This is a genomic window from Hahella sp. HNIBRBA332, assembly GCF_030719035.1.
GTDB lineage: Bacteria > Pseudomonadota > Gammaproteobacteria > Pseudomonadales > Oleiphilaceae > Hahella.
In genome coordinates this window covers 1777226-1803454 of the sequence record NZ_CP132203.1, presented here as the reverse complement: position 1 = coordinate 1803454, position 26229 = coordinate 1777226, and the positions used below count along the sequence as shown (strand labels likewise).

Sequence of the window (26229 nt, the reverse complement as noted above, 5' to 3'; positions counted from 1 at the left end):
TTGAAAACCGATCTAAATATTTTCTCCAAATCGCCACAGTACACCGCAGGGATCCGTCAGGGTAAAGTCGAGCATGCCCCAGGGCTGCTCCATCACCTCAGAGAGACGAACGTGGTATTTCTCCACTACGCCCGACTCGACCACCTTCTTCCGCCAGGCGTAAATATCCTTGACCAGAACATGCATCATGAAGTTTTCCGCGTGTTCCTTACGGTAAAAGTCCTGCAGTAAAAAGCTGCAATTCCCATGATGGAAATAAGCGACGCCGCCAACATCAGAAGCCTGCGTAAAGCCGATATCCCGATAGAAAGCTTTGGATTGTTCGAAGTCTTTTGCCGGCACGAATGCCTTGATCTCCACAATTTCTTCCATGGCGTTTCCTCCTGGCGTGAGTAAAGGGGGGGATGACGTCACTGGCGTGCGACACTGTGACAAGCCAGGTCAGTTTACACTTTTTCAGTTTAATCATAACCTTATACACAGCCCCTGGACTTTCCGATGTGCTTTTTGGGGCCATGAGATTTCTCTACCACTAATCGCCTAGGGAATCCTCCCTCCCTAAAACATCCGCTGCCGCCACGTTTTATGTTGGCTGTTTGCAGCCGCATTTTGACGCAAATCGCCATGGAGAGGCGGGACGCATCATCGCCCGGTTCTTCATGGCGCCTCTCAACGACAGATAAAAGGACTTATCGGTATGACGATCCCTTCACGCTCATCCCCCACCCTCTCCACGGAACACGGCGATATCTATGTCAATAAAGGCAAGGATGCGGCGCTTCAACTCATCAGAGAAATGGAAAGCTACGCGGACAACCTCACGCCCAGCCAATCCTACGCAGAAACCCTGGGCATATGGGGCCAGTCGGCGCCTGCAGCTGGGATAAGCTGGGCGCCAGCGTGGTCGGCGCTATCGCCACATTCGGTGGCGGCGTGTACGTCGACATAATCCCCTCGCCGTTAGGATCAGGCGAATCCTCCACCTGGGAAATTTCGTCCAACGGAGAGTTTGAGCCCAATGAAAACAGCGCCGTCATCAGTTTTCTGATAGGCCACGCCAACCGGCACATTGATGTAACGCTTTACTACGCCATAGGCAGCGGCAACTGCTGACATATACAGAAGACGATCATTGAAGGCGTGGCGTCAGCCTGACGTAGAAAAAGCGGAACGGCTCGCCGAACGCCGGATCATCCCAAACGTTCGCTTCGCCAATACGTTTATGGATTATTCGGCCATCCGGTTCGTCTTCATTCGACTCGAATCCGGGCCTGGAGCAATACATCTCAAGCCTTTGATCTGAGTCAGATTCCCCGCAAATACCTCTTTTGGTTGCTGGATTCACTCAGTAATAGCGTTAAGAATAAGAACGTTTCTCAATCTCACTTTTATTTAAAGGCGATCGTATGAACACGTTAGAACAGAAGCCTTTCCCTCTGGCGCTGGCGCAAGAGCGCGAAAGAGTGAAAGTTCACCTGTTACGCGGGGGCAAAAACCTGGAAATGCGTTTAACTTCTCTGGGGCTCAATGTGGGCTGCGAGTTAACGGTGCTGCACCGCAAGGGCGCTGACCTGGTGGTCGTGCGCGCCGATACGCGTCTGGCGCTGGGCGCAGGCATGGCGCAGAAAATCATGGTGGTGAACGCGTGCGCCGCAGCCAGCAGTCATTGAGGAGCGTTTCCGAGAATGAACAATGTCAGTCTGAAAGATCTTAAAGTCGGCGATCAAGGCCGTGTCACGGGGTTTGGCGAAGGCGGTAAAAGCTATCGCCGCAAACTGTTATCCATGGGCTTGACCCCTGGCGTCGAATTCAGCGTCACCCGCTACGCCCCGATGGGCGATCCGGTGGAAGTCCTGGTGCGTGGGTTTCGCCTCAGCCTGCGTAAAGACGAAGCAGGCAGTCTTCTTATTGAAAAAATCTAGCGTGCTCTGAAATACACGCAATCAGCCCGATCCCGAGCCGTTTATTGGAGAGAGAAAGTCGATCATGGCCAGTCCGGAGCGCAACACCGAAAAATACGTCATCGCAGTGGTGGGTAACCCCAACTGCGGCAAAACCACCTTATTCAACGCGCTGACCGGCTCCAAGCAGCGGGTGGGCAACTGGCCCGGCGTTACCGTGGAGCGCAAAAGCGGGCGCTTTTCGTTTCAAGGCGTGGACTTTGAACTGATCGACCTTCCCGGCACCTATTCTCTCGACGTCTGTGAAGAAGACGTCTCCCTGGATGAACAAATCGCCAGAGATTTCGTCGCCGAGCGTGAGGCGGATCTCATCATCAATATCGTCGACGCCTCCAACCTGGAGCGCAACCTTTACCTCACCTGCCAGCTACTGGAAATGAAAACGCCCTTGCTGACGGCGTTGAACATGATGGATGTGGCGGAAGAGCGCGGCCATGCGGTGGCTCACGATAAACTCGCCAATCTACTGGACTGCCCCGTCGTTCCCATTGTGGCGGCTTCCGGCGCAGGTCTGCCGCAACTGAAGGCGGCGATTCTGGACGCCGCGCGTCGCAAGCATATCTCCAACGCGGTCATCACTTATCCCTCCCCTGTGGCCAAGGCCCTGGACACCCTGACTCCCATGCTGGGCGCACATGCCGAGGGCAGGTGCGATCCGCGCTGGCTGGCGACGCGAATGCTGGAAGGAGACGCCTCCGCCTTGAAACTGGCTGACGCGACACTGCGCGCAAGCGTGGAGGAACTGCAAGAGAACCTGGTGCAGCAGCTGGAAGATGATATCGACATCTGCCTGGCGGACGCCCGCTACGGTTTCGTCAACCAGGTAGCCGGCGCCAGCGTCAAACGCAACCACGAAGTGCAGCGCAGCATATCCGACAAAATTGACCGCGTGGTCCTGAATCGGGTGCTGGGCATTCCCATATTTCTCCTCGCCATGTATTTGATGTTCATGTTCACCATCAACATCGGCGGCGCGTTTATTGATTTCTTCGATCAATTTACCGGCGCATTATTGGTTGACGGCTTCGGCGCGCTGCTGACCTCACTGGGGGCGTCGCAGTGGCTGCGTCTGTTGCTGGCGGACGGCATGGGCGGCGGCGTACAGGTGGTGGCCACTTTTATTCCGGTAATCGGCTTTCTGTATCTGTTTCTGTCCGCGCTGGAGGATTCCGGCTACATGGCCCGCGCGGCCTTTGTCATGGATCGCGCCATGCGCGCCATCGGTCTTCCCGGCAAGGCTTTCGTGCCGCTGATTGTCGGTTTCGGCTGCAACGTGCCGGCGGTTATGGCCACCCGCACCATGGAGAAACAGCGCGACCGCATCATGACCATCATCATGGCGCCCTTTATGTCCTGCGGCGCGCGCTTGTCCGTGTACGCCTTGTTCGCCGCCGCGTTCTTTCCCATTGGCGGGCAAAACGTGGTTTTCGGGCTCTACATTATTGGCGTCGCCATCGCGGTGCTCACTGGACTGGTAATGAAGACCACCCTGCTGCAGGGTCAGGCCACGCCCTTCATTATGGAGCTGCCGCCGTACCATATTCCCACGTTGAAAGGCGTCGGCATTCGCGCCTGGGAGCGCACCCGGGGCTTCATGTTCCGCGCCGGCAAAGTAATCGTACCGATGGTGCTGGCCCTCAATGTGCTGAACTCTGTGGGCACAGACGGCTCCTACGGCAATGAAAACAGCAATAAGTCCCTGTTAAGTGAAATCGGCGGCGTCATCGCTCCCGCTTTCGCACCGATGGGAGTGCGCGAAGATAACTGGCCCGCCGCGGTGGGCATCTTTACCGGCGTACTGGCGAAAGAAGCCGTAGTCGGCACATTGGACTCTCTTTACAGCGACTTGGCGAGAATAGAAGCGCAAGCCGCCGGCGAAGAGCCGGAGCCACCCCCTGAATTCAATCTGGCGGAAAGCGTGTTGGCGTCTTTCGCTACTATCCCCGCCAACCTCGCTGACGCGCTGGGCTCCTGGAGCGATCCGTTGGGCCTGGATGTGGAGAGCGCCGCTCAGGAGCAAGCTGTGGATACCGGCACTTTCGGCGCCATGGCGGCGAAATTCGACGGCGCGGCGGGCGCTTTCGCTTACCTGCTATTCATCCTGCTGTACATGCCCTGCGCCGCCACGCTGGCCGCCGTCTATCGTGAAACCAATCTGAACTGGACCCTGTTTATCGCAGGCTGGACCACCGGCGTGGCTTACGTCGTCGCCACCGTGTTCTATCAAGCCGCCACACTCAGCCGTCAACCCGCGCACGCTCTGGCGGTTATCGGCATCATGCTGGCGACCTTCGCGGCGTCTCTGGCGGCGCTGCGCTATATCGGCGCCAGGCAAAGTCCTGCAACGGTAGCGGCCCCATGATCCTGTCAGAAATACGCGACTACCTGCAGACCCACAAACGGGCCGCGCTCAAAGACATGGCTCACCGCTTCAATACGGAGCCGGATGCATTGCGGGGGATGCTTGATAAATGGATCTCCAAAGGCCGGTTGGAAAAGCTGCCGCTGGGTACGCCCTGTAGCGGCTGCAACTTATGCGATCCGGGTGAGATTGAAATTTACGTGTGGAAGGATACGCCGCGCATTCAGTAGGTATCGATATCAATAATATAAATGCATCATCCCGAGCGCTTCATAACAGGATTTGGTGAAGCGCTCCTGGGCCAGTTCATGCAGCTGTTTCAGATAGAGCGTTTTGGCCTCTCCCGGTTTGACCTGCATCGCCTTGTTCATCCATCGTTTGATCTCATCGCCAACGTGAATTTCCCAACAATTACCAATGCATTCATGCAATTCCAGGGAGCCATCGCCATCCGCATTGGCGACAATGTCCCGGATTTCGTCGCCTAAATCCGCCATCATATCCTGCGCATAGTCGCCCACCTTGTGCAGCAGCGCGTCCAACGTCCGGGGATCTAATTTCTCTAGCATGCGTCTAACTTCTTGGGCAGGGGATGAATAAGATTTCGAGACTCCCGGTCACGCCAGGAGACTCGATAAATACCGGAATATTTACAAGGATTCAACCTTGGAGCCCCTGCTCGCCTATCGCTCAGGCCACCGCGAGATCCTCGGCCTCCCGTTTCCGACGTTTGGCTATAGGAGGCTTTTGGGGAGCGCTCTGCAACGCTGAACGGGGCCCATCAATCTTGGCGTCTTTTATCGGTAGCGCATATTTCACAATGCGTTTGATCACCGAGCCGAACTGACGCAGAAAAGGCCCTGTATTGTAGTGTTGCCCGTATTTGTCGCAGATAGCTCTAACCTTGGGGGCGATTTCCGGATAACGATGCGCGGGAATATCCGGGAACAAGTGATGCTCTATCTGATGACTGAGATGGCCGGTCAGCAGATAGAAACGACGACCGCCCTCTATATTGCCGGAGCCGTGCAGTTGCCGCAGATACCACTGCCCCCGACTCTCATTGCGGGTTTCTTCCTCAGTGTAGACCCGAGTGTCCGCGGTAAAATGACCACAAGAGATAATCGCGTAGGCCCAGACGTTGCGTATGACATTCGCCGCCAGATTCCCCGCCAAAACTTTAGGCGCGCCAACGCCCGCCAAGGCGGGGAACAACACATAATCCTTGCCGAGTTGCCTGCCCGCTTTCCGCAGAAAAGGCTTTAACCGATCAACGAATTCCTGTCTGCTCATTTTGCCGGACGCGACACGCTCCAGCTCCAATCCGAATAAGGCCACGCCCCATTCGAAAGTCAGCGCCTGCACCACATTGTATACCGGTTGCAGCAAGTAAACCGGCCGCCAGGGCTGCTCCGCGGTCAAACGGGTGATGGTATAACCGAAATCCCGGTCTTTACCGAGGATATTGGTGAAGGTGTGATGCTCATAATTATGGTAATGCCGCCAGGCGTCGCCGGCGCATACAATATCCCACTCATAGCGCTTGGAATTCAGAGCCGGATCCTGGGTCCAATCGTACTGACCGTGCATCACGTTGTGGCCCACTTCCATATTCTCCAGAATTTTGGACAAAGACAGACAAGCCACGCCTGCGACCACGCCCAAAGGCGTAAAACTGACGTGCAACAACACTCGGCCGGCTAACTCTGAATACCTGACGGCGTTTATCACACCTCGAATATGCTCCAGATCCCGCTGACCCAGATCATCAACCACCTGCTGCCGCAGGTCGTCCAGTTCGTTCTGAAAAGATTCCAACTGTTCCGGCGTTAATGCTCGACTGGAAGGATGGCGCATAACAAATCTCCTTGTTTGTTCTGATTCATCAGATATCACACATCAAGAGAGACATCGGTTATGGGAACGCATATACACAACTGGATTTCTTCACTTCCGGCGCCGGAGACTTTTCCTGTCACCAGATTACGCACCACGCCTGCTCGTTTTCTGGCTTTGCAGCTATGGCAAATTCCCATCCGGCAACCAAAGGGCGGGTGCAGCCCGGCGGCTTCAGCCAAATCCAGCAGGCTCTGCCGCCCGTCTGCTTCAATGGCGCAGGCGGAACGTTGGAAGTCCACCTGACAGGACGCCAACTGTGACGGCGAAGTAAGCCCTGGGTCGAGGAAGTCTTGAAAGGTCCCGGTGAAATCTTCGAAGCTAATGCGCGCTTCAACACCCTCCTCCCGCCAATGCCGTCGCACGCGCTGCATCAATCCTTCTGGGCCGCAGACCAGAGTCCGCCGTTCGCGATAATCCGGAACCAAACGGGAGAGTTGGTCTGGATGAAAGCGTCCTCCCTCTTCCGCCTGGTTGTGACCGGCTGCGGTATAGCAGATATGCGTGGTGAGCTGCGCGCTATGTGCGGCGGCTTTACGAATTTCCTCCGCAAAGATCAACTCGTCGCGACTACGGGCGTAATAAATCAATACGGTGTTTCGAGGGTGTTCTTCGAGTTGATACAGCATGGCTCGCAACGGCGTAATGCCGCTGCCTGCGGCGATCAGCAGCAGAGGTTCAGACAGAGATTCCGGCGCTGCGAACTCTCCCTGAGCCTGACTCAGCAACAATACATCCTGCTTGCGCAGATTCCGCAGCAACCAGGAGGACACGCGCCCGTCTTTCTTCTCTTTGACGGTGATGCGAAGGCGCTCCGGCTCACGCCAATCCGAAGACAGACTGTAGCAACGCTGCTGACGCACCCCGTCTATTTCAACGGTGACCGTAACGAACTGCCCCGGTCTGAACCCCCGCCACAGACCATTGGGTTGCAAGATAAACGACTTGCAGTCGGCGCTTTCATCGACAATATCGACGACCCGCGCCTTGACCTGACGCATGGACCACAAAGGAGACAAATGGGAGACATAAAACTCAGTCAACTCGGCGTTCGCAACGCGCTTCAGCCAAGCGGGCGTCAAGTCAGATATAGAGCCGGCGCCAAAGGCGGCGGGAGGAAGGCGGAGAGTCCATGTCATGGCGGCGTCCATTGGGAGGGTGACATTTCTGAGTATACAGACGCCGGAACGATTAAATATACAGTTGTTCACAAATAAACGTGAGAATGTGACACAAACCCAATTATGTCTATTGGGCCAACATTCTCACAAAAGCGTGCAATGGCCAACGCTTTCTGTCCGATACCTGGCCATCGCCAATCTCCACCAATCGCATCACGCCGTCCTGTCGAAGCGCCAGATCAATGGAATAAAACGGCGCATCAATGCGATGCGCTATTTCCTGACACAGGGCGGGAGGTTCGCCATGGGCAGAGTAGACGACGCCATTGAGGACAAAGTATCTCTGCTCCGAGGCTTCGTCGTAGTCCTCCACCCGCCGCAGCGCTACGCCGCCTTCCATGGCGCCGCGGTGAGCGCGAATCTGGCTCACAATTTCCACCACTTCCTCCGGCGAGCGCGCGATAGAACCCTGCCCGGTCGAGTTGGATTTCACGAAGTCTTTTACAAAAAAGCCTTCCCACCCCAAACACGAAACCTTATGTAGCAACTGATCGTCGTCCGGGAAGAACCGGGTCTCCGCCGTAAAGGTCCGACAGGTTTCATACCAACCCGGTAAATGATGACAGCGCAGGTAGTTTTCAAAAGAAGTTATTGGTGTCCCGCCTGCTTCCTCAATCAATTGAATCAGCTGACGGTAACGCTCAGGAGCAAGCATCCACCCCCGGTAAAGCAACGGCTCACCCGCCCCTATTGCAGGACGTATATCGCAAAGACCGTTGCACAACGCATCAATATCAACAGCAGAACAACTCACGCCAACCTGACGAAACGCCGTAAATTCTTCCAGGTAGGAATCATCCGGTTGCTGGGAATAAAGAGGATGGGAGGGGAAAAGTAGTCTCATAGGCTTGCCTTGAATGATCGCCCGTTTCAAGCCATCAGTAATCCATTTCTATAGTGGCGTTAAGACGGGCCGGACTTTGGAAACTACTGGCAGTTTCACTTCGCCGTCAAATCGGCTTGTTCGCAGACGGATTTGTCTTTCAGGTTATAGGTACCGAGCCAAGTCCAGGTTTTGAGCTGATCGCTTTCATCGTAATGCGCAAGAATTCGATAGCTCTCACCAACGACAAAGTCTACGCCATAGGGGCTTTTTTCCGACGTTTCGACAAACACTTTCGCTGACTTTACACCATATAAAATCCAAGACGTTTTCACTTGAACTTTAGCCATTGAGGAAGCATCCACTTCTTTATCTACCACCACCCCTTCAAAGACAGCGCCGCCCTCAGTTTTGTCGTGCAAGTCACTAAGATTGCTTACTCGCGATAAGTAGCATTTTTTCTGCATTATCTCATCATGAGCGACCTGTACAGGCTCACCGTCTAACCCCGTCACAATGCCATCATGATTGACGCAGCCGCTTACTAAAATTGGAAAAGCCAAAACCAACGGTTTCAAAAGCTTGATCAATGACATAGGGGCGCTCGCTATTTTTCTGGGAGGAATTTGTATGCCTAACACGACTGCTGTGTCGTCGTGATGGCAGGCTTTCTGGAAGAATAAAGAAGATATGAGGGAAACAAAGTTCTCATCGGAGAGCGTCCAGGGAGACGGCGAGCAGCCCGGTTGGTTTATTGATATATCGCCGGGCTGCCATATCTAAAGAAACAAGCGCCTGTTTTTTCATTTAGCTAAAAGGCGCTCAGTCCCTCAAGTTAGGAGTTTTCTCCTTCACGCAGCTTCAGCAGCTTGTCGTGAATGACCGCCAGCTCTGGCTTGTGCTCCAGAATTTCTTCCGTAGTCAGGCCGTGCAATTCGTGGGGGAAAACCAACCATTGGTCCGTCTCATGTACGAAGTAGTCAGGCACTTTGTCGGTTTTGTTGTTGGACGGCTTAAAGTATGGCGTCGCAATTTTGATGTCCGGCGTATTCTTACGGCAGGCCGCTTTCAGATCCGTCACCACCTGCTGTACGCTCAAGCCGGTGTCGTACACATCATCCACGATCAGAACAGAATCTTCCGCATTGACGCGCTTAACCATGTAGTTCAGGCCATGAACGGTGACATGACGGCTTCTTTCGCCGATGCCAGTGTAGGAAGACGTGCGGATAGCGATGTGGTCCGACTCCACGCCCAGAAAATCGAGCAGTTCCTGCACCGCGATGCCGACCGGAGCGCCGCCGCGCCACACGCCAACGATGTAGTTAGGTCGATAGCCGCTCTCGTAAATTTTCAGGCCCAGTTTGAAGGAATCGTCTAATAGCTGTTGAGCGCTGATGAAAGTCTTTTCCACAAATTAACTCCCGAATAAGCCGGTGGAAGCCCGGCGAACCATCTGAGGAAGACGCTATGCCGGAAAAAAGGTTGCATAAAATACAGGAAATTTCGGAGAACTCAACATAATAAATTCCGTTTCTGGGAAAAAATGCCAGGGGCTGAACACCAGGTTTGCGCAAGCAATGCGGCTTTCCGCTATCTCTCGCTAATCACACCGACCCTGTAAATAATTCTGTGTATCTGCCTGGTTATTAAAGATACTCTGTTAAGCGATCTTCGAACTCGATCATAAATCGGTTCAGCGCTGACTTCCAATTCCTGATCGGCATCGTCCATTTCTTCGACGCATCCATGATTGCCAGATACACCACCTTCCTCGCGGAATCATCCGTGGGGAACAGCTTCCGTTTCTTGATCACTTTCCTAATGACGCTGTTAAGGGACTCTATGGCGTTGGTCGTGTAGATGGCCCTGCGAATGTCTTCCGGGTAGCGGAACAAGGTGTTGAGATTCTCCCAGTGAGTGCGCCAGGAACGGCTGATCTGGGGATATTTCTCATCCCATCGCTCGGCAAACTTGTCCAGCTCAGAGAGGGCTTCCTCTTCGGTGGCCGATTGGTAGATCCGCTTCAGATCTGTCGTCACCGGCTTATAGTCTTTCCACGGCACATACTTCACGGCATTGCGCACCATGTGCACGATACAGAGCTGTATCTGGGTTTGGGGATACACGGTATTGATCGCTTCGGGAAAGCCCTTCAGGCCGTCCACACAGGCGATCAGGATGTCCTTCACGCCCCGGTTCTGCAACTCGGTCAGCACATTCAGCCAGAACTTCGCCCCTTCGGTTTCCGAGAGCCACATCCCTAACAGTTCTTTGTGGCCTTCTAGGTTGACCCCCAGGGCAAGATAAATCGCCTTGTTGATCACCTGCTTGTCCTGGCGGATCTTCACCACAATACAGTCCAGGTATACGATGGGATAAACCGCATCCAGAGGACGAGACTGCCATTCCACCACTTGCTCAATCACGGCATCCGTCACTTTGGAGATTAAGGTGGGAGAGACATCCGCGCCATACATTTCCTTGAAGGTGGCCACGATCTCTCGGGTGCTCATGCCTTTGGCGTAGAGGCTGAGAATCTTGTCGTCCATGGTGGTGAAGCGGGTCTGCTGCTTCTTGACCAGTTGAGGCTCAAAGCTGCCCTGACGATCTCTGGGAGTATTAACTTCAAACTGACCGTCCTCGGTACGGAGGGTCTTGCTGGAATAGCCGTTACGGCTATTGTCTGAATTTGAAGATTGATGTTTCTCGTACCCCAGATGCACATCCAGCTCTGCATTGAGCGCGGCTTCCACGGTCGCCTTGGTGAGCATCTGACGGAACTCGTTGAGATCCTTTTCTGTTTTCAGAGATTTGGCTGCCTCGCGGGCAAATGCTTCTAATTCTTTCTGGTTCATTGTCTACCTATCCTTAACCCCGCTATAGGGTACTAGTGATAGGCAGATACACAAATTAAATTACAGTCTCATCACACCTGGATTCTGGCAGCGTAATAGCTCTGGCCTCAAGTTCTATTTTATCGCCAGACTGCATCTCAAGGGCCAAATAATAATCACCGCTTGTATGCAACCTGGGACCTTCCACCGCATTAACCGAGACACTCCCGCCCCACGCCTCTCTTCTTGGAACGATAAGGTTCGCAAGTCCATCCGCCACAATGAAAACATCCTCCGAGCGACTGTTTTTCAGGGTGATCGTGACAACTCCCTTTTCCCAATCGACCGCCAACGCTACCAGCGTCCAATCATGCATAAACTTTTCACCTTCGGAGGTGTATTTGAGCCAACTTCGCTCATGAGCCTTGTCCCTGCCTTTTGATCACCACTAATCTATTAATCCGATCACTACTTAGCTCACCACCAAACCCTTCCCATCCAGGAATAGCGCTAACTTCAGAAATAGAGAGATCAAAGGCCGCCCTGAAATACATGATGCTTTTCATCTTAATATTTTCCTCACTCTCTTTTTCTTTTATTCGAGCCAGCATATCTGAAACTGACGAACCAATTTCATGCATACTCTTTAACTCGTCAATCAATACTTTTTGTAGCTGCATCTTGCGCCTTTTCGAGCTTTACCTCAGCTCTTTAAATGGTAGCCTTTGTATAACCATATTTCGCTGCCTGCTTTGCGGTCCATATCTCAGTAACCGCTTTTTCCAATGGTATTCCTTTAGCAGTTAGCTCATTCACTTTCGCTAAGTTGGTTCCATAAGTCCAGCTTCCGACGACACCTCTTGTTCTAACACTAAAATGCTCGATCATTCATCTAAACATTTCGCCCCCTCTGCAGGTCGCATCAAGGGCCCGCCACGATGAAAACACCCTCCGAGCGACTATTTTTCAGGGTAATCGTGACAGCTCCCTTATCTTATATAGCCTGAAGCCAATTCGCGGCATAATCTGCCATCTACGTCTACAGGGCCGCCCCTGGTTTCCATCACCCGCCTTTGCAAAATACGACGCTACCGATAACATGGCCGCGTTTTTCCGACATAACCAAGGTTCCAATCGCGGACTGAGCGCGATCAATGACCCACTCTACACGACCACTTACTTTCTTCGTCGATGTCGACGACACTTTCGTCCGTAGTTATGGCAGCAAACACATCCCCATACCCGCGCAACCATAGAGCTTCTCAAAAACCTCTACGAACAAGGCGCCATCCTTTATTGCTGGAGTTCCGGCGGTGCGGAATACGCCCGCAACAGCGCCGCCGAGTTTGGCATAGAGGCAATATTTACAGGCTTCCTGCCAAAACCGCAGGTCATGATCGACGATATGAATATCAGCCAGTGGCGAAACCTTGCGCAAGTCCACCCGAATAACTGCCCGGGGAAGAAATTAGCCGATTATGTGGAACTGCTTGAAATGGGGGCATATAGAAGTAGTCAAGGCGACTGAGTTTAATGGCTACTGGGATTTGTTGGGCGAGAGCGCGCGTTATTCAGACAACGCAGTGTTTTGAACACCCTCTTCGCCCATTGAAGATGGTTTGTGGCCAATTAGCTGCTTTCAAGTTTTCTTCTACTGACCCATCCATGAAATGACAACACAAACATTGAAAAGCTGACCGCAACCAACAGCTTTTCAGCAAGTCCCTCATAGACATTAAAAAAAACAAATATAAAGAAAATCATTGCAGCTTGGATTTTGTCTGCTTTAGCGATCTTTGAATACACCTTTACAAGACTAACCCCATAAGCAAGCCTGACCATTATCAAAAACATCAATGTTAGTGCGCTCCAGGCAACTGCATGTTTGATCTTCTCAAAACTTATCATTGAGAGAAGAAAGTATCCTGCCATGACAAACAAAAATGCTAACACTTCCTTTAAAGTAGCCCTTTCACTTTTCATATTCATCACATACCTTCAAACACAGATGAGGGCAAACGCATCATTTAACATTTCAATGATAGATCAGCCAAGAATAGTATATTAAAAAACCAGATTCGCCCCCGTCACAGCTATTATGTCTACAACCGGTCTGGGAACATCGATAATATCACTGTCCAAATCAGAAGATACTGAAACAAAAATATCTACAGTGCAATGCTCTTTCAGTGCTTTCACGACCTCACAAAGGTGAAAAATATTCACATTTTTTGTAACTTCAATAGAAAATACAAGCTTTGTTTTATCCTTGAAGTACTCTCTAATAGAGGGACTAAAGGAATCAAGGTAATGATTAAATTTTTCGAGTAACCGTTTCTCTACACCGATCAACCTGACAGAAAACGTGACTTTATCATCAGCCATTCAATTACTCCTTCTCTCTATGCTCAAAATTTTTTTCTTAATCGCCGATTTAAAACACATCAAATCAATGGACACTATATTCAGCACTATTTACAGATACCCATTCACAACACTGAATACAATCGTAAATCACCCACCACAAAAAACAAATATTCAGTTATATAAGCAAACCCACTGAGAACATCACCCACACTTAAAACGCCAATTTAAACCTTTATTTAGAGCCATTAATATTTATCTTAATTTCTGGAAACTCACCAAATTTCTCGTTTATCTCTTCCTTAGCTTCACTCCAATGACCTTCATTCTTCTTCAGAGATACTTTCGCCACCTTAATCTTTTTTTCTTCAAGCAGAGTGTCCAACTCAATTATAGTCAGTCTCACATACTCAAACTTTTCTGATGCGTCTTTCCTTACCAGCTCCTCGACTACCGATATTGCTTCGGCGCCGATAGCGTCGCGATCTTCCACAATGTTCAAAGTTGTTCTGTAAATAACATCTATCAGATGAGGGCTTATTTTATCGCGGTATATTTTATCAATATAAACAGGCTTCCCGCTTTCCAATACATCAACCATTCCACCATGTTGGTCGCCAAATAGCTGAGCGAAAACACGCCTCACTTCATCCTTGCCTTCAGCACTGATACTCGGCCCAAGGGCGACTCTGTATGGCTTTTCCTCACCGGATAGCTTCCCCGTTTCCACATACAGTCCCGCCCTCCCCAGAGTGCTTAGCTCGCACTCAAAAAAGTGCCTGGAGGTGTCTAACACCCTGTCACCAACATTGTCGGACTCAAGAATAAGATAGACATAGTCGGAGTTATCTGTAGGTCTGCAATCAGAGATACTTCCCCAGTTCCGAAGAAGCACCTTAATCTCCGCACTTATCCGCGCTTTTTTTCTGGCTTCATGTTGCGGCCTGTAATGCATCAATTGAACCGCTTCAGTCTCTGGAGCAGCTTGAAACATGCGCACAAATTCGGTTACGTCAGCCTTCGCCGTCGTGCAAATCATCATTAGAAAAATACAGGCAAGTTTTTTCATTTCGTAGTTCTATATACAGGCTAAGGCGTGAGCATCAGGCGCGTTCAGTATTACAGTGCAACGGGCGTTGCCTGCAGCGGGATGTTAGTTCAGTTTCGGGCTCAGGCCAAGCATCGTAACAGAACTGGCTTATAGCTGACGTGCAGCAGGCGCGATACGTCAGCGCTATTGAAACACACTGCGCTGACGTACCTCATTGTTTTAAATCTATATCAACTCCCACTCCGCAATATATCCAACTGTTCCCTCAGCATCTGATTTTCCCGCGCCAGGTCACTTTCGCGGAAGGCTTGTTTTACGTTTTCCCGCAGGTGTTCTGAGTTCCAGGGTTTGGTGATGAAGCGGAAGACGGCGCCTTCGTTGATGGCTTCGAGGACTTCTTTGAAACCGCTATAGCCGCTGAGGACCATGCGGACGGTGCCGGGGTGAATGGCTTTGACTTTGCGCAGCAGGTCCACCCCTTTTATTTCTTTCATGCATTGGTCTGTGACGATGACATGCATTTCGTGGGCAGCGAGGAGACGCAATGCTTCCGCCGTGGTGCGGGCTTCGAAGATATCGTAGCCTTCGTGGCCGAGTTCGCCGCAGACGGCGCGTAATATGGTTTCGTCGTCGTTGACGATCAGTATTCTTCTGGCTTGGGGACCATCTTCTATTTCTTTACGCTTTTTCCCCCACAGATGATCTTCCTGCAGGAAGTGCATGCAGGCGGCGACGGGCAATGGCGGCGAGTAGAAATAGCCTTGGATGAGATCGCAACCGGCGCGCACCAGGAAGCTGTACTGTTCGACGGTTTCCACGCCTTCCGCCACGATTTTGATGCCCAGGGTTTTGCCCAGGCCGATAATGACGCGGATGATGGCCGCTTCCTGGGGATCATTGGTGACGTTACGAACAAAGCTTTTATCGATCTTGAGCTGATCAAAAGGAAACATCTTCAGGTAACTCAGGGAGGAATACCCTGTGCCGAAGTCATCCATGGACAGTTGCACGCCCATGGCTTTGAGCTGGGTCATGGTGCGCAACGCCTCTTCCGCGTTGTGCATGACCATGCTTTCCGTCACCTCTATTTTGAGGCAGCCGGGTTCAATATCGGATTCCTGCAGCACTTTGCGCACCAGTTCGACGCAATGGGCGTCCTGGAACTGCCGGGGCGACAGATTGACGGAAACGGGGACCATCTGCTGTTTCTGATCCCGCCACATTTTTAGTTGCAGACAGGCGGCGCGCAGCACCCAGGCGTCCACTTCGGTGATCAGACCGGTTTCTTCCGCAATGGGAATAAACTCCAGCGGCGGCACCATGCGGTCGCCCTTGCGCCAGCGCACCAGCGCCTCCAGTCCGACAGCACCGCCGCCATGAGGATCCAGTTGCGGTTGGTAATACAGCTCCAGCTCGCCATTTTCGATGCCGCGTCGCAGGTCCTGTTCCATTTGCACCCGTTTCTGGATCGACTCATTCATTTCCTGGGTATAACTGCAGATGCGATTGCGCCCCCGCTCCTTGGCCTTGTACATGGCCGTATCGGCATTTTTAAGCAAAGTGGAAGCATCTTCTCCGTCTTCTGGATACTGACAGACCCCAATGCTGGGCGTGACCAGAATTTCTTTGTCTTTCAAACGACGGGGCTGCGCCACCAGTTGCTGGATACGGTTCAACATCACCCCCAAAGGCCGGTCGCGCTCCTCTTTATGCATCAGAATGACGAACTCATCCCCGCCCAGCCGCGCCAGCGTATCGCCTTCCCGCAGACAACTGCGCAGGGATTCCGCCACCTCTTTCAGTAATAGATCGCCGGTTTCATGGCCCATGCTGTCATTGATATATTTGAAGTTATCCAGGTCGAACACCGCCAGCGCGAAGCCCTTGTCGCGCCTCGCTGCATAGGCGATAGCCTGCTGAATACGGTCATTAAGCAGGTTACGGTTAGGCAGCCCGGTGAGGTTGTCGTAGTTGGTCTTGTATTCCAGTTGCTCCTGATACTGAATGGATTCCGTCACGTCATTCAAAATGGCGACGAAGTGGGTGACATCGCCTTTGGCGTCCGTGACTGGAGCAACTTTCAGCTCACTCCAAAACAGCGTGCCGTCTTTGCGATAGTTCTTCAGCAAGGCGTAGCCTTCGGTATTGGATTTAAGCGCGCGTTTGATGTTCGCGATGCCCAGTTGACTGGTTTCTTTGCCGAGCAAAAACAGGAAGTTTCGTCCCGTGACATCTTCCAGGTTGTAACCGCTAATGCGTTCAAAGGCCGGGTTAGCGTACACAATGGGGTTATCCGGTTCGCTTTTGTCGGCGATGATAATAGCGTTAACACTTGCGTCTACAGCGCGGTTACGCAGGTTAAGTTGCTCCTGTGCGCTCTCTTTTTCCGCCATTTCCTCTTTTAGAGCGGAGGTGCGCTGCTCCACCAGACTTTCCAGGCTATCGAACAGTCTCGCCCGGCCCAGGGCGACCGAGAACTGATGCCCCAGGGAATGTAGCGCACGCAGCGGCTCCTCCACCCAAGGCTCGCCTTCGGTGCGGGCGACGTTGAGCAAGCCGATGACATCGCCTCCCAATTGCAAGGGAATGGTCGCATGATGATTGCTGACAAAAACCCCTTTCATCGCCGGGCAGTCAGCGATATCCACGGCGCCAGTCAGGCCATCGTTAATCACGCCATGCCGGCACGGACACTCACGGCCGCAAGGATCCAGTTGCGCGGCGTCGATCTTATCGCCGCGATAACCCGCCAGGCGCCAGCCGCCGCCTTCCAGGTCCGCATCCACCAGCAACAGCCAGGAGGCGATTACGTTCGGGAACGCCAGCACCTGCCCCAGTCCTTGCTCAATGGTGTCCTTTTCCGTGCTGGCTGCGCTCAAGCCCGCTGTGAAATGAAACAGGCTGTTGATCAGCGAATGAGTGTGACTGAGCTCTTCGTGCTTGGCTTTCAGTTCCCGATTGAGACGGATGCCTTCTTCGTAAGTGGAAATCAGCAGATCGAGAATCTGCTGGCGGGCGGAGTTAATGAAGTGACGCTCTCCGTCCAGAATAATTTCAATCCCCATCTTCACCCGCTGGTGATCCCGGTGCTCCAGGTTGGCCAGGAAATAACGGATGCGCGACAGCAGATACTTCTCGTCATAGGGCTTGGTGATGAAGTTATCCGCGCCGGCGATCAGTCCCTGCACCACGTCTTTCGGGTCGGTGAGCGTGGTGACCAGGATGACCGGAATGGATTCCGTCTTAGGGTCCGACTTCAGCGTCCGGCATAAGGTGTAACCGTCCATTTCCGGCATCATGATGTCGCTCACGATGATGGTCGGTCTGCGTTCAGCTATGCATTTCAGGGCCTGTACGCCGTTTTCCGCAACCGTGACGGAGCAATTATTCTGCTCCAACAGCATTTGCAGTTGCAGGGCTTGAGTCAGGCTGTCTTCGACAATGAGAATTTCTGTTCCTGTTAACATCACTTCAACTCTCTTGTTGTTTTCTCCACGACTTTGTTGCATATGCAAATCAGACGCAGCTTTGTACCGGTAATTCGTTTAGCAGCGCAGCGATGCGCGGAGGACTCAATACGTGCCGGGCCGCGCCCAGCTTCACCGCCTCCCCTGGCATGCCGTTCACTACGACCGTGGCGGGATCCTGCGCAATGGTCAGGGCTCCCAGCCGATGCAGTTCCGCCATTTCCGCAGCGCCATCGCGCCCCATCCCCGACAGCAACACGACCACCGCGTTCCTGCCGAAGTTTTTGGCGACGCTGCTGAATAGACGCGACACAGACGGACACAGCGTCTCGTCGCGATCCCCATTCACCAGACTGATGCGGCAGGATCGATCCACCTCCATGTGGCAGCCGTCCGGCGCCAGATACACTCGCCCTCGCTCCGCTCGCTCGCCATACTCGCCGATGCTGACCGGCAGCGCCGACACCTGATTGAGCCACTCACAAAAGCTGGTCAGAAAACCCGGCGATATATGCTGCACCACCAGCACCGGACAAGACGTATTCCGCGACATCGCCTGTAGCAGCTCCTTCAACGCCACCGGGCCGCCGGTGGATGCGCCGATCGCAATCACGCCCGGCTGTATGCCTTCATGGTCCTGATCCAACCCAACTGAAGGCGGCGGCCGCGTCGTCGTGCGCCTTTCTTCACGACGAAATCGCCTCACCACTTTGACTTCGCTGATGAGGCGAATGGTTCTCACCAAGCCTTCCGCGTCTCGCTCAAAATCCGGGTGGCCGGGGCCCTGCGGCTTCGGCGTAACGGTAATAGCGCCAGCCTCCAGTACCTGCATAGCGGTCACCGCGTCTCCCAGACTGTAACTGGCGGTCACCACCACAATTGGCGTCGGGTATTCCTCCATGATTCTTCGCGACGCTTCCAACCCATCCATCACCGGCATGTGAATATCCATAGTGATCACATCCGGTCTGCGTCTGGCGATACAGCGCAGCGCTTCCGCGCCATTCGACGCTTCACCGATCACCCGCATTCCACCTTCTTCAATGATGTGGCGCAGCAGCTGTCTGATAACAGGCGAGTCGTCCACTATCAACACATCCATCGTTGTCACCTCTTCTCCCGTTGTCGACAGGCCATCCTGCGCCCGCCCCTGAAATCAGAGCAACTGGCGGATAATCTCCAGCAAATTGGCCTGATCAAAACCGCTTTTTACGATATAGGCGTTGGCGCCCGCCTCCATGCCCCGCTCTTTGTCCTCAGGGCTCTGCAAAGCGGTGACCAACACTACCGGCAACTCCGCGAAGCGGCGGTCTGCGCGCACCTTCGCGGTTAATCCGAAACCATCCAGACGAGGCATTTCGATATCCGACACCATCAGATCGAATGCGCCCTGTTTCAGCGCTTCCCAGGCCTCAACGCCGTCGTTGGCGGTTACGGCTTCATAGCCGGCGCTTTCCAGGATGGTTTTCAATAATCCCCGCGACGTCACGGAGTCTTCCGCGACCAAAATGCGCTTACGCCGGCGCAGCTCCTCCATGTCCCCCATCTGGAGCGGCGCGGAGTCTGTATTGCAGGCGCTTTTATAAAGATCAAACGGATGCAGGATAGGCACGATGCGGCCGTCCCCTATCTGCGTCGCGCCAAGAATATTACGCACGCGCAGTAGCTGAGGCCCCAGCGGTTTGATAATCACTTCGTGATCGCCGATGACTTCGTCCACCATCAGACCAAAGCGATCGCCGTTGACGCTCATCACCGCCACTTGCACGCAAGCGGCCTTGTCCGGCGCGGAGGCGGAAGCGCCCAGCCCGAGAATATCCGATAGCCGCCACAGCGGATTAGCTTCGTTATGCAAAGTAAAGGAAAGCCGGTTTTCCACGCTTTTGACTTCTTCCTGGGGCAGACGCAGCACCCGCTCCACCGACTGCGCGGGAATCGCCATCAACTGGTCCTCCACTCGCACCAACAACGCCCGATAGGTCGCCATACTGGTCGGCGCCTGCAGCGTGATGGTGGACCCGCTACCAGGCGTCGTTTCCAAATGGATGCGGCCGCCAAGGCGCTCTACCTTCTCGCGAACGATGGCTAATCCCAAACCGCGTCCGGACAGGTCGGTTATGATGTTGCTGGTGGACACACCGGAAGTGAACGCCAGTTGCGCCGCGTCTTTGTCGCTCATCGCGGCGGCTTTGTCCTCATCCAGCACCTTCTGGGCGATGGCTTTGGTTTTCAGTTTAACGGGGTCGAAACCAACGCCATCATCGCGAATTCTCACCACAAACAGGCCAGCATTTTCCTGCATGAAATCCAGTTCGATTTGCGCGCATTCCGCTTTACCCAGCTCACGGCGGCGCGCGGGCGTCTCCACGCCATGATCAACGGCGTTACGCAGCATGTGTTGCAGCGGACTCTTCAGCTCATCCAGCACTCGCTTGTCCACTTGTAACGTTTCTCCTGAGTAGCGCAGGCGCACTTTTTTACCCAGGGCGTCCGCAATGTCCTGCACCATGGCCGGCAGGCCTTCCACTAGCATAGAACAAGGCAACAGCAGCACCGCCTGCATCTGCGAATGCATGCCGTCCGCAACCGTGGCCACGCCTCTGGCGACTTTTTCTGAAGTTTTGGCCAACTGGCTGAGCCGGTATTCCCACTGCCCCAGGAAGTCCGACGCCCAGACGCTGAAGTCAATCAGGATCTGTTGTTCTCGCTCCATCGACGCCAACACCTGATCGCGGCTCGCCTGACGTTCAGCCTCGTGCTCGATATGCGTCCGTAACTGACGGGCGGCGGTGGTGATTTCATGCCGATGCTTGCGCCATTCCGTGAACCCGGCCACCGCCTCTTTCAGCATTAAACAGGCTTGCGTCGCCTCCAGCTTGGCCTGCTGCAAGTCCTCAACCTGATACATCAGTTCATCCAGATGCTCCGCCTTGATACGCAACATACCGCTGCCGCCCGTCAACCCGGCCAGCTCGGGAGACTGCCGACGCATAGTTTGCCGCCCCGTCTCATTCGACGATACGGTTTCGTTTGACTCGGCGACCTCTTCCTCTATGGGTTGGGCTGAAACTGACGCGGGGGCGGGGCTGACTTCAACTGGCGGCAGGGAGACTTTCGATTCTTCCTGCACGGGCGGCTCAGTGTCGTCTGAGGTCAGATCCTGAGCCTGACGCTCGGCAGGATCCGGACCTGCCAGATCTTCGCCCCGTTCGATGCGCCGGCAGAAATCCGTGAGCTGGTCATTGGGGATAGCGGCCGCGTCCGCCATTAACCGACGCAACAGACCATGGCACTTACGATTGACGCTGAGCTGCGTTTCGCTGACGCCAGCGCCGCTACGTTTGATATCAGCAAGCAGCGTTTCCCAGGCCTGGCAGAGTTTCTCCACCGCTCCCAGGGATACCGCTCTGGCGGCGCCTTTGAGGCTATGCACCTCCCGGAATACGCTTTCCACCAGCGCAGTGTCGAAGGCGTCAGCAGGCATGGCGAAGGCATCCGCCAGGATTCGCATGCGATCGCCGGCTTCCATACGGAAAGCCTCCAGCAACCGCTTCTTCAGCGCTTCATTTCTGTCCTGCATACGTCTTTCCACCCTGCATGCCCGACCAACGTCTCTGTCCGATCCCCATTATTTCCCGCCCAGCAAAGCCTTTTCCAAAGCCTCAAGCCAGCGCGCATTTGGTGTCGCTCAGGCATTGAACTGCGCAATCCGATTCTGCATGCGCAATCCCAATTGATGCAGATTACGCGCCGCCTGCTCCGCCTGTTTGGTGCCCTCCACATTGTCCTGGCTGGCTTTCTTGATGCTCTCCATCGCGCTCGCCACCTGATCCATTCCCACCAGTTGCTGCTGGCTGGAAGCCGCGATCTGCAGCGCTGCGCCGGAAGATTCTTCGATACTGTCCGCCAGCATGCGAATGGCGTCCCCAGACAGCTGCGCCTGCTGGTAACCGCCATCCACCGCCTTACTGCTCTGTTCCGCCACCATCACCGCCTTATTCATGGCGCGCTGGATATCATTGAGGATGTTGCGCACCTGACCGGTAGCCTGTTTGGACTGATCCGCCAGGGTTTTCACTTCCTGCGCCACCACTGAAAAACCACGCCCCTGTTCGCCGGACTTGACCGCTTCAATGGAGGCGTTGACCCCCAACAGGTTAGACTGCTCCGCCAGATCGTTAACCGTAGCGACTATCTCTGCAATGGCCTGACTCTGCTCGCTCAAACGTACGATGCTTTCCGCCACGGCATGCATCTGTTGCCGGATTTGGCTCATGCTGTCCTGAGTCGCCTCCACCGCCTTGCGTCCGTCCTGGGACACCTGCAGGGTGCGTTGCGCGGCCTCAGTGACATGCTTGGCTTTCTGGTTGGATACGGAGGCCGTTTGTTTGACTTCTTCCACCGTAGTGGTGATTTCGCTGATGGCGGTGGCGGTTTCCTGGGCGCTGGCGGCGACCTGCCCGGTTGACGCCATAATTTCCTGACTTGCGGTGGAGAGCACCGCCACCCCTTCTTTCAAGTCGGCGGTGAGGCTCTGCAAATTGTTGATCATGGCGGAAAACGCATTGCCTAAAATATCCCGCCCTGAACGAGGCGTGACGCTCACTGTCAGGTCTCCCTTGGTGATGGCTTCGGAAGTTTTCGCCAGTTCGCGCAGATACTCTCCCATACGGCTGAACGCCTGACTCAGCATGCCGACTTCGTCTTCCCGTTTCTCGAATTCCCTTCCGTACATCAAATCGCCCTCCGCGATCTGTTCCGCCCATTGCGTCAGATCGGCCAGAGGGCCCGCAATCGCTTTAGAGGTCAACCACACGATGGCCGCCATCAGCGCCAATATCACTGCAATGACAATAATGATGGTCCGTCGTTGCTCCTCCACCGTCGCTTCTGACTCCGCCAGAGCCTGCTGAATATTGCGTTCGCCCAAGTGAATAATCTGTTCGCCCAGCTCGCGTATCTGCGTGATGCGCTCCGCCTGCTCGTTGGTCAATACCGTCGCGGCGGCGTCAAAATCGCCGGACGCTATCAATGGAATAATGGTTTTCTCCCGGGTGCTGGAAAACGCCATCCACTGATCCCGCAATTTCTGCAACAACCCTTGAGCTTCACTGGCGCGCACCGCGTCGGCATTGAGCTCACCCAATAACTTCTCTCCCTGCAAACTGCTGCGCTTGACCTCATCCAGCAGCACGCCGCCGGCGCCGCGCTGCATCACCATTTTCAACATCAACGCCCGATTCTCGTTGATGTTGATCATTAAGTCCTTGATGCGCATGTGCTGGGCGAACTGGTCGTCGAAAATTTGCTGTTGCGACTGCTGAATCTGCTGCAGCCCCTGGAAAGCGATGATCAAGGAGCCCACCACAATCACTGCGATGGAGCTGAATGCCAGAATCAGCTTATTGGCGGTCTTCAGGTTGCGATAGAACATATCCTATATCCTGTCGTTGACGATCAATCGGGCGTCATGAAGTAACTTGTATGCATCAAGCACCGCCCAGTGGGAGGGAGTCACCCCCAGCAGATATTCTTTGCGCACACCGCTCAAATGCTCAAGCCGGGTGTTCAGGCGCTTCCGCGATAATATGCGAATGCCGGTCACCCGGTCGGTCAGCAGTCCGAATTCACGGCCTTCCTGCGACAACACAACGACAGAATTACGATCCGAAAGGCCTTTCAACGGCAGATCGAAGAACACGCGAAGGTCTAACACTGATACGATGCGCCCACGCACGCCGATCACTCCCAGCACATAGGGAGGCGTACAGGGAATAGGCGTCGGCGGCTTAAGTGGCGTGACTTCCGCGATAAACTCCGGCTCCAGGGCGTAAACTTCCTGAGCCAGCTCAAACACCAGGGCTTCCATGCGGTCCGACTCGTCTTCTTCCTTCTCCGGCTCCGCCAACTCGCGCGCGCGCTCCTGCAGCCGCGCTCTGGCGGAATCCGGCGACGGATTGAACTCATTCGCCAGAAACTGCTCCACCTGCTGCAGATTGCGCTTTAACGCTTCCCAGTCGGTGTAAGTTGAACCTTTCAACTCCGCCCTCCTTCCTTACAGTCCTTCAGGCGCAATACGCCTCATTTGATATCGCCGGCGATATCGTCAAACGCGCCTCGCACCAGTTCCAGCAGATCTCCCGCCGTCAGCCCTTCCCCTTCCTCCAGTGGCTGCTCCGGCGCCACGGACGCCAGCAGCTCCCTGCAGTTTCGCAGACAGCGCAAAGCGCGCTCAGGTTGCCCCAATCGCATACACAAAATGCCGCTGAGATAGTGGGCCATAATGAAATCCGGTTGCAGATAGATCACCCGAATCAGCGCCTCCAACGCCTGGCGACGCTCAGAACGTCCAATATGCAAAGACGCCAACAGCCAATAGGCGGCCGGCTGCAACCGATCCAATCGAATGGCCTGATTAGCCCAGTCTTCCGCCTCTTGTATGCGATGACGGTTGGCGTGGCTGCGGGCGATGAGAATGGCGGCGTCCGCCTGCTGACGCAGCGATAGGCCTGTGCAGGCAGTAAAGCGTTCCAAAAATCGCACGGCGGCGTCATAATCGCCTTCGCTATAAGCCTCTTGTCCCCGGCGCCATTCATTGTCCGCATCAGACGCCTGTTGCTCTCGCGAGACGGCTTTCCTTTCCTGAGTATTGGATACAACAGACGCCGCTAACGAGATATCCACGGCCGTCGTGCGTCTGGCATGCTGCTCAGTCCGTCCCGAAAGCGCATTCATCGCTTGCAGGTCTGGGCCAGCGGGTTCCCACGCGGCTTGACTCCAACGCGTCTCTTCACCCTGCCGCCGCAGACATACCGCCTCCGGCCAGTTGTGCACTTTCTTCCCGGCCCATTGGCAGATCACGCTCTCCACCGGCGATAGCAACAATACCCCGCCCGGGCTCAGGGTGCGCTGCAAACGGTCCAGCACCGCCGCCGCTTGTGAGGGGGAGAAATACATCAACACGTTGCGACACAAAATCACGTCACAGTCGCACAGTCCTCGTTTCTCGTCGGGAAAAACTGACTGCGCCAGATTCAACTGAAAGAAATCGACGCGCCGCCGGAAGCGATCATGAATCGTCCACTGATTAGCGCCGCTCTGGCTGAAATACCGGGCGCGCCATTGCGGGTCGACCTGACGGAACGACCAGGCGCTGTAGCTGCCGCTTTGCGCCTTCTCCACAAATTCCGCCACCAAATCCGTGGCCATGAGTTCAACACGCCAATCGCGGATATCAGGCAGCAGGCCTTCCAACAGAATCGCCAGGCTGTATGCTTCCTCGCCGCTGCAGCAGCCTGCGCTCCAGATGCGCAGGCGTTTCTGGCCATTGCGGCGGCGTTGATCAAGCAAAGGAATAAGGAAATGATGAATCAGGTGCTGATAACAGGCGGGATCGCGCAAAAAATAGGTCTCGCCCACCGCCAGCTCTGTGGCCAGGCGCACCTTCTGCGCTGCATCAATTTGGTCGTAGAGCAGCGCGCGGGCGAACGCAGATGGTTCGTCGTAACCAAGATCCAGGGCGGCCAGTTTGAGGTGCCGCTCCAGATCAGACCAGCGTTCCTGAGGATAATGCAGACCCCATAGCTCGTTGATTTTCCACTGGCAGGCCGACAATAAGTCAGGGCTGAGCGCATTGGGCATGGCCACCGCGTCACTCATCATGCTCAGCGAGCGCATACGCCAGTTCCTCTTTTTCCCTGAGGTTGAGCAAGGTGTCGGGGTCGTTGATGTAAAGCACGCCATCAGGCAGACAGACCACGCCCTTCAGCATTGGCGGTCGTTCGGGAATCTCAGCGCCGTCCAACATAGTGGAGCGTGGAAATATGCTGACGCCGTCAACGCTATCGCAGATCAGAATCAGATCCATGGCGTCGGCGCGCACCCACAGGAAGCGGTCTTCCAGCGCTGTGGCGCGTGGAGGCAATCCCAGGCGCAATCGCAAATCCGCCACCGGCACCGGCCGCCCGCGCATATTCAATACGCCGCATATCACCCTTGGCCCTGACGGCAACGGATTGATCGCCGCCGCTCTGAACACTTTCCTGACTCGCGCCAATTCAACTGCATAAGGCCTCTCGTCCAAACGAAAGACAAGCAGCTGAATGTCCTCCCCGCCTTGCATAGCAATTCTCCCTGCACTGTCATATCAACAATAGACCTCTCCAGGCGTAATTACCAAACTCGGGGCGCGCCTATTTAGAGCGGTTATGGGATTGGAAAAGGAGCGGGAGACGCTGAAGCCCGGTGCGAAGCGGACCATAATGATCGTGAGACGTCATGGCGTTAC

The 26229-nt window shown here is 54.4% G+C and carries 26 protein-coding genes; 5 read left to right on the top strand and 21 right to left on the bottom strand.

From position 1 onward, the window contains the following. Nucleotides 1–12: 12 nt before the first annotated feature. Nucleotides 13–372, bottom strand: a complete 360-nt coding sequence (locus O5O45_RS08425) for a VOC family protein (RefSeq protein ID WP_305904771.1) — start codon at nt 370–372, stop codon at nt 13–15. A 483-nt stretch (nt 373–855) separates the two neighbouring features. Here O5O45_RS08425 and O5O45_RS08420 point away from each other — a divergent pair, with 483 nt between their 5' ends. From O5O45_RS08420 to O5O45_RS08400, 5 genes are all read left to right on the top strand, one after another. Further along, nucleotides 856–1113, top strand: a complete 258-nt coding sequence (locus O5O45_RS08420; protein ID WP_305904770.1) for a hypothetical protein — start codon at nt 856–858, stop codon at nt 1111–1113. 293 nt (nt 1114–1406) lie between these two features. Continuing rightward, nucleotides 1407–1670 carry a FeoA family protein gene (locus tag O5O45_RS08415; protein WP_305904769.1) on the top strand — a complete coding sequence of 88 codons (264 nt, stop codon included), beginning with the start codon at nt 1407–1409 and terminating at the stop codon, nt 1668–1670. A gap of 15 nt (nt 1671–1685) precedes the next feature. Continuing rightward, nucleotides 1686–1922, top strand: a complete 237-nt coding sequence (locus tag O5O45_RS08410) for a FeoA family protein (protein WP_305904768.1) — start codon at nt 1686–1688, stop codon at nt 1920–1922. Nucleotides 1923–1986: 64 nt separating this feature from the next. After that, nucleotides 1987–4323: a Fe(2+) transporter permease subunit FeoB gene (gene feoB / locus O5O45_RS08405; protein ID WP_305904767.1), complete on the top strand. Its 2337-nt coding sequence runs from the start codon at nt 1987–1989 to the stop codon at nt 4321–4323. Continuing rightward, entirely contained in the window at nt 4320–4553 is a 234-nt protein-coding gene (locus O5O45_RS08400; RefSeq protein WP_305904766.1) for a FeoC-like transcriptional regulator, read from the top strand. Before feoB ends, O5O45_RS08400 begins: the two co-directional genes overlap by 4 nt. A 9-nt stretch (nt 4554–4562) precedes the next feature. On the opposite strand, the gene O5O45_RS08395 is transcribed toward O5O45_RS08400, so the two are convergent. The 20 genes from O5O45_RS08395 to O5O45_RS08300 form a co-directional block, all read right to left on the bottom strand. Beyond that, nucleotides 4563–4892 carry a hypothetical protein gene (locus O5O45_RS08395; protein ID WP_305904765.1) on the bottom strand — a complete coding sequence of 110 codons (330 nt, stop codon included), beginning with the start codon at nt 4890–4892 and terminating at the stop codon, nt 4563–4565. Between the two features lie 121 nt (nt 4893–5013). After that, entirely contained in the window at nt 5014–6180 is a 1167-nt protein-coding gene (locus O5O45_RS08390; RefSeq protein WP_305904764.1) for a fatty acid desaturase family protein, read from the bottom strand. 35 nt (nt 6181–6215) lie between these two features. Then, nucleotides 6216–7358 carry a ferredoxin reductase gene (locus tag O5O45_RS08385; RefSeq protein WP_305904763.1) on the bottom strand — a complete coding sequence of 381 codons (1143 nt, stop codon included), beginning with the start codon at nt 7356–7358 and terminating at the stop codon, nt 6216–6218. Nucleotides 7359–7467: 109 nt separating this feature from the next. Continuing rightward, nucleotides 7468–8244: an ATP-grasp domain-containing protein gene (locus O5O45_RS08380; RefSeq protein WP_305904762.1), complete on the bottom strand. Its 777-nt coding sequence runs from the start codon at nt 8242–8244 to the stop codon at nt 7468–7470. A 95-nt stretch (nt 8245–8339) separates the two neighbouring features. Continuing rightward, entirely contained in the window at nt 8340–8819 is a 480-nt protein-coding gene (locus tag O5O45_RS08375) for a hypothetical protein (RefSeq protein WP_305904761.1), read from the bottom strand. A gap of 239 nt (nt 8820–9058) precedes the next feature. After that, on the bottom strand, nt 9059–9637 hold the full coding sequence (locus O5O45_RS08370; protein WP_011397635.1) for a phosphoribosyltransferase: 579 nt from the start codon (nt 9635–9637) through the stop codon (nt 9059–9061). Nucleotides 9638–9872: 235 nt separating this feature from the next. Further along, complete coding sequence (locus tag O5O45_RS08365) at nt 9873–11081, bottom strand: IS256 family transposase (RefSeq protein WP_305904760.1); 1209 nt, start codon at nt 11079–11081, stop codon at nt 9873–9875. 55 nt (nt 11082–11136) lie between these two features. Next, the gene (locus tag O5O45_RS08360) at nt 11137–11436 is read right to left on the bottom strand and encodes a hypothetical protein (protein WP_305904759.1); all 300 of its coding nucleotides are present in this window, start codon (nt 11434–11436) and stop codon (nt 11137–11139) included. A 40-nt stretch (nt 11437–11476) separates the two neighbouring features. Further along, nucleotides 11477–11740 (bottom strand): hypothetical protein, encoded by a 264-nt coding sequence (locus O5O45_RS08355; RefSeq protein ID WP_305904758.1) that lies wholly within the window; start codon nt 11738–11740, stop codon nt 11477–11479. A gap of 536 nt (nt 11741–12276) precedes the next feature. Beyond that, nucleotides 12277–12504, bottom strand: a complete 228-nt coding sequence (locus tag O5O45_RS08350) for a hypothetical protein (protein ID WP_305904757.1) — start codon at nt 12502–12504, stop codon at nt 12277–12279. A 185-nt stretch (nt 12505–12689) separates the two neighbouring features. Next, the gene (locus O5O45_RS08345; protein WP_305904756.1) at nt 12690–13043 is read right to left on the bottom strand and encodes a hypothetical protein; all 354 of its coding nucleotides are present in this window, start codon (nt 13041–13043) and stop codon (nt 12690–12692) included. An 81-nt stretch (nt 13044–13124) separates the two neighbouring features. Beyond that, nucleotides 13125–13445, bottom strand: a complete 321-nt coding sequence (locus tag O5O45_RS08340; RefSeq protein WP_305904755.1) for a hypothetical protein — start codon at nt 13443–13445, stop codon at nt 13125–13127. A 214-nt stretch (nt 13446–13659) separates the two neighbouring features. Further along, on the bottom strand, nt 13660–14493 hold the full coding sequence (locus tag O5O45_RS08335; protein ID WP_305904754.1) for a hypothetical protein: 834 nt from the start codon (nt 14491–14493) through the stop codon (nt 13660–13662). A gap of 212 nt (nt 14494–14705) precedes the next feature. After that, complete coding sequence (locus O5O45_RS08330) at nt 14706–17942, bottom strand: EAL domain-containing protein (RefSeq protein WP_305904753.1); 3237 nt, start codon at nt 17940–17942, stop codon at nt 14706–14708. Between the two features lie 49 nt (nt 17943–17991). Continuing rightward, nucleotides 17992–19044: a chemotaxis-specific protein-glutamate methyltransferase CheB gene (gene cheB / locus O5O45_RS08325; protein WP_305904752.1), complete on the bottom strand. Its 1053-nt coding sequence runs from the start codon at nt 19042–19044 to the stop codon at nt 17992–17994. Nucleotides 19045–19098: 54 nt separating this feature from the next. After that, nucleotides 19099–21522 (bottom strand): hybrid sensor histidine kinase/response regulator, encoded by a 2424-nt coding sequence (locus O5O45_RS08320; RefSeq protein WP_305904751.1) that lies wholly within the window; start codon nt 21520–21522, stop codon nt 19099–19101. A 108-nt stretch (nt 21523–21630) separates the two neighbouring features. Continuing rightward, nucleotides 21631–23376, bottom strand: coding sequence for a methyl-accepting chemotaxis protein (locus O5O45_RS08315; RefSeq protein WP_305904750.1), 1746 nt, complete (start codon nt 23374–23376; stop codon nt 21631–21633). Nucleotides 23377–23379: 3 nt separating this feature from the next. After that, nucleotides 23380–23982, bottom strand: coding sequence for a chemotaxis protein CheW (locus O5O45_RS08310; RefSeq protein WP_305904749.1), 603 nt, complete (start codon nt 23980–23982; stop codon nt 23380–23382). 41 nt (nt 23983–24023) lie between these two features. Next, nucleotides 24024–25619: a CheR family methyltransferase gene (locus O5O45_RS08305; protein WP_305904748.1), complete on the bottom strand. Its 1596-nt coding sequence runs from the start codon at nt 25617–25619 to the stop codon at nt 24024–24026. After that, nucleotides 25594–26064 (bottom strand): chemotaxis protein CheW, encoded by a 471-nt coding sequence (locus O5O45_RS08300; RefSeq protein ID WP_305904747.1) that lies wholly within the window; start codon nt 26062–26064, stop codon nt 25594–25596. The genes O5O45_RS08305 and O5O45_RS08300 overlap by 26 nt, the downstream gene beginning before the upstream one ends. Between the last annotated feature and the right edge of the window lie 165 nt (nt 26065–26229).

What these genes read in the sequence shown, in the direction of transcription:
- O5O45_RS08400 (WP_305904766.1), top strand. Translation starts at nt 4,320, where the DNA reads ATGATCCTGTCAGAAATACGCGACTACCTGCAGACCCACAAACGGGCC.
- feoB (WP_305904767.1), top strand. Translation starts at nt 1,987, where the DNA reads ATGGCCAGTCCGGAGCGCAACACCGAAAAATACGTCATCGCAGTGGTG.
- O5O45_RS08375 (WP_305904761.1), bottom strand. Translation starts at nt 8,819, where the DNA reads ATGTCATTGATCAAGCTTTTGAAACCGTTGGTTTTGGCTTTTCCAATT.
- O5O45_RS08340 (WP_305904755.1), bottom strand. Translation starts at nt 13,445, where the DNA reads ATGGCTGATGATAAAGTCACGTTTTCTGTCAGGTTGATCGGTGTAGAG.
- O5O45_RS08420 (WP_305904770.1), top strand. Translation starts at nt 856, where the DNA reads ATGGGGCCAGTCGGCGCCTGCAGCTGGGATAAGCTGGGCGCCAGCGTG.
- O5O45_RS08360 (WP_305904759.1), bottom strand. Translation starts at nt 11,436, where the DNA reads ATGCATGATTGGACGCTGGTAGCGTTGGCGGTCGATTGGGAAAAGGGA.
- O5O45_RS08300 (WP_305904747.1), bottom strand. Translation starts at nt 26,064, where the DNA reads ATGCAAGGCGGGGAGGACATTCAGCTGCTTGTCTTTCGTTTGGACGAG.
- O5O45_RS08355 (WP_305904758.1), bottom strand. Translation starts at nt 11,740, where the DNA reads ATGCAGCTACAAAAAGTATTGATTGACGAGTTAAAGAGTATGCATGAA.
- O5O45_RS08345 (WP_305904756.1), bottom strand. Translation starts at nt 13,043, where the DNA reads ATGAAAAGTGAAAGGGCTACTTTAAAGGAAGTGTTAGCATTTTTGTTT.
- O5O45_RS08425 (WP_305904771.1), bottom strand. Translation starts at nt 372, where the DNA reads ATGGAAGAAATTGTGGAGATCAAGGCATTCGTGCCGGCAAAAGACTTC.
- O5O45_RS08385 (WP_305904763.1), bottom strand. Translation starts at nt 7,358, where the DNA reads ATGACATGGACTCTCCGCCTTCCTCCCGCCGCCTTTGGCGCCGGCTCT.
- cheB (WP_305904752.1), bottom strand. Translation starts at nt 19,044, where the DNA reads ATGGATGTGTTGATAGTGGACGACTCGCCTGTTATCAGACAGCTGCTG.
- O5O45_RS08390 (WP_305904764.1), bottom strand. Translation starts at nt 6,180, where the DNA reads ATGCGCCATCCTTCCAGTCGAGCATTAACGCCGGAACAGTTGGAATCT.
- O5O45_RS08365 (WP_305904760.1), bottom strand. Translation starts at nt 11,081, where the DNA reads ATGAACCAGAAAGAATTAGAAGCATTTGCCCGCGAGGCAGCCAAATCT.
- O5O45_RS08395 (WP_305904765.1), bottom strand. Translation starts at nt 4,892, where the DNA reads ATGCTAGAGAAATTAGATCCCCGGACGTTGGACGCGCTGCTGCACAAG.
- O5O45_RS08410 (WP_305904768.1), top strand. Translation starts at nt 1,686, where the DNA reads ATGAACAATGTCAGTCTGAAAGATCTTAAAGTCGGCGATCAAGGCCGT.
- O5O45_RS08315 (WP_305904750.1), bottom strand. Translation starts at nt 23,376, where the DNA reads ATGTTCTATCGCAACCTGAAGACCGCCAATAAGCTGATTCTGGCATTC.
- O5O45_RS08335 (WP_305904754.1), bottom strand. Translation starts at nt 14,493, where the DNA reads ATGAAAAAACTTGCCTGTATTTTTCTAATGATGATTTGCACGACGGCG.
- O5O45_RS08305 (WP_305904748.1), bottom strand. Translation starts at nt 25,619, where the DNA reads ATGCGCTCGCTGAGCATGATGAGTGACGCGGTGGCCATGCCCAATGCG.
- O5O45_RS08320 (WP_305904751.1), bottom strand. Translation starts at nt 21,522, where the DNA reads ATGCAGGACAGAAATGAAGCGCTGAAGAAGCGGTTGCTGGAGGCTTTC.
- O5O45_RS08330 (WP_305904753.1), bottom strand. Translation starts at nt 17,942, where the DNA reads ATGTTAACAGGAACAGAAATTCTCATTGTCGAAGACAGCCTGACTCAA.
- O5O45_RS08415 (WP_305904769.1), top strand. Translation starts at nt 1,407, where the DNA reads ATGAACACGTTAGAACAGAAGCCTTTCCCTCTGGCGCTGGCGCAAGAG.
- O5O45_RS08380 (WP_305904762.1), bottom strand. Translation starts at nt 8,244, where the DNA reads ATGAGACTACTTTTCCCCTCCCATCCTCTTTATTCCCAGCAACCGGAT.